Below are 4,669 nucleotides of genomic sequence, written 5' to 3' on the forward strand. Positions count from 1 at the left end.
GCCACTGGCATTACACCCCGGCCTACAACGTGGCCTGCATTGAAGACACCCGCTGGGACGAGACGCGCTACGGCTACAATGCCAATGACCAGGTGGTGACCGCCCAGTTTGGCGGGCCGCGAGCCTGTGACGAACAGTTTGTGTATGATGCCGGCCAGCATCTGCATTACCAAAAACGGGTACCGGAACGGCTCAGTGAAGACCTGCGCCAGAGCTACCACACCCAGCAGGCGGGCAGAGTGATTCAGCACGGCGCCTGCACGTATCGCTACGATGAAAACGGGCGGCGGACAGAAAAAACCGAACAGCGCCGGGGCTACCGGCCGCGGACCTGGCGCTACCGCTGGGATGCGCAAGACCGGCTGACCGGGTTTATCAGCCCGGAAGGCACCCGCTGGCGTTATGGCTATGATGCCTTCGGGCGACGGATTAGCAAGCGGAAAGAGGAGGACACCGCCGGACCGCCGGTGAAACCGACCGCGATAATCGGCTATGATTACCTGTGGAGCGGGGAGCAGCTGATTGAAGAGACGCCGGTGTATGCGGATGGCACTGTCGGGTATGAACAGAGCATTCACTGGCTGTATGAGCCGGGCGCCCTCACGCCGCTGGCACGGCATGAAAAAGGTCAGCTATACTATGTGGTGAGTGATCACCAAGGAACGGTGCGGGAAATTCTGACCGAAGCCGGGGAGCTGATATGGGCCGGACGACTGCTCACCTGGGGCGAGCCGGAATGTTGGCCGGTGCTGACGGTCAATGACCCGCGGAATCTGACCTGTAATCTCAGGTTTTGTGGCCAATATGAAGACACGGAAAGCGGTTTATTTTATAATCGGCACCGTTATTACGAGAGTGATACAGGCCAGTACTTATCGCCGGATCCTTTGAATCTTAGTGGCGGATTTAACCCGTACAGCTATGTCCATGATCCGGTGAATTGGATTGATCCGTTCGGGTTAACTGGCTGTCCGGGGAATAAAGGGAAACCTCCGCACCCATATCAAGGAGTTAGAGATGCATCTGAATATTTGCAATCTATGGGAGTCGGCAGAAGTCAAAGAAAGCAGATCATTGACTCATTTGAACTGTCAGGAATGTCTGTACATAAAGCAGGTGATAGCCTTTATGGTGCACGCTTCCATGATTTTGGAAAAAGAGCCAGACCTGAAGGGCAGTATGTATTTGAAACGTTCACTCCACAAACGAATAGAAGTGGGTTGGCATTACCGCCTGATTGGAATGGAATGACAGGGATTCAACAGTTTCAAATAAAACCGGGAACGACAATCATAAAAGGTAAAGCAGCACCACAATATGATTTCGGCCCTCAATATACTGGCGGTGCAGAGCAAATATTTGTACTTGAGCCGTGGAAATATGGATCTCTAATGAAATGAAAACTTCTGGCAAAACATTTTTGATTGATGCTCTTCAATTAGTTCAGGATACAATTGAACTACATCAAAGTGGAAAGAATGCACCATTATCTATTAGTGCATTAACTCAAGTAAAAAAAGAGTTAGAGGAAATGATAAGGGTTATGAATCCCCAAGTTTACAAGCCATCATATCCAAGATTTATTATGGATTGGCCTGATGAAAATGGGGTGATATCAACCTTAATTGATGTTGCTTATTTTTACCAAAAAATAAGAAAAGTCTAATACAACTCAAAGCCGGAAAGATATTTCAAGACCTTCCGGCCTTCTGATGATCTATCCTGGCGTGCAGTTATGTCCACGATCCGGTCAATTGGATCGATCCTTTCGGGTTAACTCCATGTCCGGGCGCTAAGGAACCTAATTGGACAAATCATGGATACAAACATGTGCCTCCCAAAAATGCTTCTTGGAACGATATAGTCAAATCAACGAAATCTGGGCCCGCAAAATATAAACCAGAAATTAACATCGAAGCATTAGAGCGTTCTGTTTATAAAACTGGGCAACCAGTTACAAATGGTAAGCCTTGGAAAGTTCAAGATATGAGAGAAATTATCGGGGCTAGTGAAGGTAAACCAAGTCAATGGATAAGAGTTGAATATAGCGGCGGTACTATTCACGGACATCCAATATCTCTCAATGAATTTAGGAAACTGACAAAATAATGAACATTGATTTTTCAGAAAAAAGTGGGGTGATCATTTTTAATGACTTTTTTATTAGTGATGATATTCCACTTGAGAATCAACTTGATGAATTAAAAGAAGATATGTTGCAGGTAGAATTTCCTAATGGATATCTTTTAGACATTGGCTGGAGACCCTCATTCGAAATTAATGGACAGTTTAACCTGGCATTAATTAAAGATTTTAACTGGGAAAGTCCTGTTTATTTAGGTTCAGCAAAAAATTTATCTGAGTTAGAAGAAAAGATTCAATCAGCAATGCATAAATTATAGTTGATGAAATTTAATAGCCGGAAAGATCTTTCGAGATCTTCCGGCCTTTTCCGGGTAGTGAATCCGCCATGAAAGCAGATATCGGAAAAGGAATGAAAGTTTTCCACAGAAGTAATCATAATAATTATTCTGATGAAGTGCGAGGAAGAATAAGGGATATAAGAAACCAGTATTCTAATAATAGTATTAACGAGCGAGAAGCTAGAGATGCTATTAGAAAGCTTCAGATGGATATAAAAAATAAAATATGGTCTGGTCAAGTGTCTACAACCAAATGTGTGAGAGTAAATTAATGAATTATTATGTATTAATGAACGATTATAATTCTTCGCTAATGCCAAGATATCTTCATGCTATAGTAGATACCGAAAAGCAAATTAATGAAAAATGGGATTATGAAGGCTCCAAGCATGATATACCTTATTATCTATTAGATAAGGAATGCCCTAATCTTTTGTATTTATTATGTAATAAAAATATTGAAAAATTGGGGTTTAATTATTATCAACACAATATGGCTCATATCCTATCTGATAGATTTTTCTATATTATCAATGAGTTTAAATTAAGCGATCATGTTTAAAAAAATTAATTGCGACATCTATTAAAGATGGAAAAACTATCAATAACTCATTAAATTATCTTTTTTTACTGACAAAGAGTTATTTCTGAATGAAAAAAATTCAATATTGGAAAAAGATAAATATGGAAATTTAATTCCTCATAAATTATCTTTTCATAATGAATCATTCAATTATGATATTTTTTCAATACGGACTACTTTATTATCATGATTTATCTTTATTTCAGAAAAAGTAGCTAACAGATTAATTAAATAAAATATCAAAGGAACAAAACTAATTAAATTAGATGAAGTCTTGAATCACTATTGTGTAGATTTTAAGTACGACATTAAAGCTAATGTCAAAAAAGGGAAAATAAAATTACCCTAAGCTAATAGTAAAAAGCCGGAAAGATCCCTGTGATCTTTCAGACTTGTATTTTTATGTTTAAAACAAATAGCTTAAAGGGTTAGTATTATATATTAAATATATAATTTAAAATCACAAAAATATAAAATAAATAAGAAGATAAACAAAAGAATAATACAGAAAAATATAAGATTAATATTAAATATATACATAGGCTATATTTTAGCTATTTTATTCTGATTTCTCTCTGAAACAGCAAAAAGCCGGGATCGCTTCCGGCGTGCTTCTTTCTTACCGTGGTGAATGCCACGCCAAAGCCGACTGGTTAGTGCAATGGCAAGGCATCAAGGTAATCACGGATATACTGATGCAATGCTCTGGATAAAATAAATCTCAATCAATTAATACCATATCGAAACAAGTAGCTAACATCCAAAATATAACTAAAAAAGATATGGGGAATGGTAATATTATTAGATCCAAAGAGATGTATAACACTAATATTCAGGGGAAAGACGTAAATTAAAAAGTGAGACAAAGCATCTTTGATCTCTGGAGTAAAATTTTAGGATGATTTAATATAGGTGAGATAATAAATTTTTATATGGAACCTATTGAATTTTTTAAAAGCTCAGATTTTTTATCCGGTTCTATTGAAGAATTTAATGAATATGAAATTATTGATAATAAAGATAGGGCATTAAAGCTTCTTTTCGAACAAGACATACCAGGTAACTATATGGTTTGGAATGATTTTTTCTGATCGGGCATCTGAGTTTTATCTTCATGAGGATTATAAAAAAGCAGAAAAGGATATCCTTGATAGAATAAAAATATCTACTCAGGATCAAGTTAAAGAAAATATGAGAAAAAGAAAATGATATCTTATAAGAAAGAAACAAGGGTTAGTTGATAACATAGAATACGATAACTTTCTAAATGAAGTAAATGACGAATATAATGACAGATTAAATATGATAAGCATTTATCGATATTTATTTTCTTTTAATCAAAACGCTAAATTAGAAGAAATATTTTCTATATTTAAAAAAGGAATTATGCCGTGCGGTATAAAAAAAGATAAAAAGACATGAGTTATTTTCAATCCTATTCTTTTGAAGAATAGTGAATAAAGAGAGAGAGAACAGAGTCTGATGCTGGCCTACGGGGATTAGCATCAGAAAGGGCTGCTGGCGGATATGGGGCTTTATCAGGGCGCGGCGGTCGGCCCGTATGTGGAAAACACCTACCTGCAACTGCTGTCTCAGCGCTTCCTGCCCGCCTTAATGAACGGCCTGCTGGATGACCTGAACCGGGCGCCGAAAGGCAGCGAAG

General features: G+C 38.4%; 8 protein-coding genes and 1 pseudogene. All 9 read left to right on the forward strand.

Annotation, left to right across the window (positions count from 1 at the left end):
- On the forward strand, nucleotides 1-1,400 hold a 1,400-nt coding region (locus tag AAC155_RS23760), incomplete at its 5' end, for an RHS repeat domain-containing protein (RefSeq protein ID WP_275658246.1).
- A complete protein-coding gene (locus AAC155_RS23765) occupies nucleotides 1,397-1,666 on the forward strand; it encodes a hypothetical protein (protein ID WP_046974165.1) in 270 nt (89 codons plus the stop codon). The genes AAC155_RS23760 and AAC155_RS23765, both read left to right, overlap by 4 nt.
- Nucleotides 1,667-1,830: 164 nt before the next feature.
- On the forward strand, nucleotides 1,831-2,109 hold the full coding sequence (locus AAC155_RS23770) for a hypothetical protein (RefSeq protein WP_113044383.1): 279 nt from the start codon (nucleotides 1,831-1,833) through the stop codon (nucleotides 2,107-2,109).
- Nucleotides 2,109-2,402, forward strand: coding sequence for a hypothetical protein (locus tag AAC155_RS23775; RefSeq protein ID WP_113044384.1), 294 nt, complete (start codon nucleotides 2,109-2,111; stop codon nucleotides 2,400-2,402). Before AAC155_RS23770 ends, AAC155_RS23775 begins: the two co-directional genes overlap by 1 nt.
- A gap of 68 nt (nucleotides 2,403-2,470) precedes the next feature.
- Nucleotides 2,471-2,695 carry an AHH domain-containing protein gene (locus tag AAC155_RS23780; protein WP_113044385.1) on the forward strand — a complete coding sequence of 75 codons (225 nt, stop codon included), beginning with the start codon at nucleotides 2,471-2,473 and terminating at the stop codon, nucleotides 2,693-2,695.
- Nucleotides 2,695-2,985 carry an Imm43 family immunity protein gene (locus AAC155_RS24605; protein ID WP_262405200.1) on the forward strand — a complete coding sequence of 97 codons (291 nt, stop codon included), beginning with the start codon at nucleotides 2,695-2,697 and terminating at the stop codon, nucleotides 2,983-2,985. Before AAC155_RS23780 ends, AAC155_RS24605 begins: the two co-directional genes overlap by 1 nt.
- Before the next feature lie 106 nt (nucleotides 2,986-3,091).
- Nucleotides 3,092-3,196: a hypothetical protein gene (locus AAC155_RS24610; RefSeq protein ID WP_334223608.1), complete on the forward strand. Its 105-nt coding sequence runs from the start codon at nucleotides 3,092-3,094 to the stop codon at nucleotides 3,194-3,196.
- A gap of 742 nt (nucleotides 3,197-3,938) precedes the next feature.
- Nucleotides 3,939-4,097, forward strand: coding sequence for a hypothetical protein (locus tag AAC155_RS23790; RefSeq protein WP_223121507.1), 159 nt, complete (start codon nucleotides 3,939-3,941; stop codon nucleotides 4,095-4,097).
- A 427-nt stretch (nucleotides 4,098-4,524) separates the two neighbouring features.
- Nucleotides 4,525-4,669 (forward strand): annotated as a pseudogene (locus tag AAC155_RS23795) (ImcF-related family protein); the annotation flags it as partial.

The organism is Photorhabdus sp. HUG-39 (genome assembly GCF_963878365.1).
Taxonomy (GTDB): domain Bacteria; phylum Pseudomonadota; class Gammaproteobacteria; order Enterobacterales; family Enterobacteriaceae; genus Photorhabdus; species Photorhabdus kayaii.